The sequence below is a fragment of the Micromonospora sp. URMC 107 genome, from assembly GCF_051386315.1.
Lineage (GTDB): Bacteria > Actinomycetota > Actinomycetes > Mycobacteriales > Micromonosporaceae > Micromonospora.
Window position 1 is genome coordinate 1 of record NZ_JBPQTK010000272.1, and the last position, 1,492, is coordinate 1,492.

The following is a 1,492-nucleotide window of genomic DNA, read 5'->3' on the forward strand; positions in this document are numbered from 1 at the left end:
GGGCGGGGCGGTCGGAGTGGGGGCGCGCTCGGCAGGGTGAGTGTCCATGGCAGAGGGGCTGTACCGGTATTCGGAGCTGATCTCCGCAGGGCTGAGTCGGGAGCAGGTGAGGCGGCGCGTCGACACGGCGCGTATGCACCGGCTGTCCAGGGGCGTCTACGGCCCAACGGCCGATCGGGACCAGCAGTTGAGGGCGATCTTCCGTCGGCTGCCGGACGGTGTGGTGGCCGGGTTCCAGACCGGTGCCCGGCTGCACGGCTTCGGAGCCGCGCCCAGCGACGACGTCCACGTGATCGTGCCGGCCGGGCTCGTCGTACCCCGCATCCGGGGCGTCGTGACGCACGAGTCGGTGCTGCCGGTCCAGGAGCCGGTCCTGCTGGAAGGGGTGCCGTGCGCGCCTGCGGCCCGGTGTGCCGTCGATCTGGCCAGGTCGCTGCACCGGATGAGCGCCCTGCCACTGCTCGATCGGTGCCTGCGCGTGGGTGCCTGTCGACCTGACCAGCTCCGGGCCGAGGTGACGCGACACGCCCGGCTGCGCGCCGTGTGCCAGGCGCGACGGCTGATCGGCCTGGCGGACCCCAGAGCGGAATGCCGGCAGGAGAGCCAGCTCAGGCTCCTACTGATCGACGGCGGACTGCCGACCCCGGATCCCCAACTGTGGGTGCGGGACGCAGCCGGCATCCCCCTCTACCGGCTGGACCTCGGCTATCGGAAGCGTCGGATCGGCATCGAGTACGACGGGAGTTCGCACCTCGACCGCGAGCGCCTCCGCCGCGACCGCTCCCGTATGAACTGGCTCGCCGCCCATGGTTGGCGCATGCGCTACTTCACCGACCTGGACCTGTACCGCCGCCCTGCCCACATCATCTCCACGATCGCGACGCTCTTCGCCGCCTGACCTGAACCGGGTGACTCCTCGCTCGTCTGGGCCTGCGCCAACTCGAACCGGTCGAGGATCTCGTTGTGGTGGTACGCGATCACCCGCGCGCCGTACGGGCCCGCTCCCGACGGCAGTTCGATGCCGTGCACGATCGGGTCGTCGACCGACTTGTCGATGAGCCAGCAGTCGTCCGGGAAGTCCACGGACCCCTCGAACGCGAAGTCGAACGGACGCTGGTCCGGCAGGATCGACGGCATCCGTGACCACGTCTCCACCGACACGAAAGCCCTGCTGACCTCGGTTGCTGCCCGCACCCTGATGCGCTGGAGGCGAACGCGACCCCGTCCGCGAAGGCCAGCCGCCCTGTTTCCGCAAGATCCCGCAGAGCGTCCGCACCTTGCGGGTACAGGCAGAACGTCATGTACGAGGCAGGACAACCGTGTCCCGTCTGGAAGTGAGAACAGGCACGCCCTGAGAACGCCGGCTCATGCCCCGTAGCAAAGCGGCGGCACTGGCAGGACAAGTCGATCATGCACTTGTGGTGCCTCGCGAAAGGGGCGAATGTGGCCCTCAGCCCACCACAACTGCATGATCGCCGGGGCGGGGCGGGGC

The 1,492-nt window shown here is 69.4% G+C and carries 2 protein-coding genes; one reads left to right on the top strand and one right to left on the bottom strand.

Annotated elements, in window-relative coordinates:
* The first annotated feature begins 46 nt into the window (after positions 1-46).
* Positions 47-898: a DUF559 domain-containing protein gene (locus ACSNN9_RS28435; protein WP_436676384.1), complete on the top strand. Its 852-nt coding sequence runs from the start codon at positions 47-49 to the stop codon at positions 896-898.
* On the opposite strand, the gene ACSNN9_RS28440 is transcribed toward ACSNN9_RS28435, so the two are convergent.
* Positions 823-1,161, bottom strand: coding sequence for a hypothetical protein (locus tag ACSNN9_RS28440; protein WP_436676385.1), 339 nt, complete (start codon positions 1,159-1,161; stop codon positions 823-825). The two genes, ACSNN9_RS28435 and ACSNN9_RS28440, sit on opposite strands and share 76 nt — an antisense overlap.
* Positions 1,162-1,492: the final 331 nt, after the last annotated feature.